This window comes from Bacillus sp. SIMBA_005, assembly GCF_046535585.1.
GTDB classification, from domain to species: Bacteria; Bacillota; Bacilli; order Bacillales; family Bacillaceae; genus Bacillus; species Bacillus pumilus.
The window spans coordinates 1-249 of the sequence record NZ_JAWRWI010000892.1; the positions used below are offsets into that span (position 1 = coordinate 1).

A 249-nucleotide genomic window follows, 5' to 3' on the forward strand; every position below is an offset into this window, starting at 1 on the left:
AGCATTGCCATTATCCGGCATGTTGTTTCTGAAAAACGCCTACCGAAAGTGTTTGGATTTTTCGGACTGGGTGCGGGACTTGGTGCAGCACTCGGGCCTTTTATCGGCTCTATACTGATTGGCAGCTTCAGCTGGCATTCGATTTTTTGGGTCAACATCCCGTTCCTCGCCATTGCTTTATTTACGGCATTAACGATGTTTCCTCAATATAAAGAAAATAAATCTGACGCGCCGCTGGATATCATCGGC

Annotated in this window: 1 protein-coding gene; it reads left to right on the forward strand. The window is 46.6% G+C overall.

What is annotated here, in order from left to right; all coding sequences use genetic code 11:
* The coding region (locus SB660_RS22640) for an MFS transporter (RefSeq protein ID WP_410584745.1) at positions 1-249 on the forward strand (249 nt) is incomplete at both ends.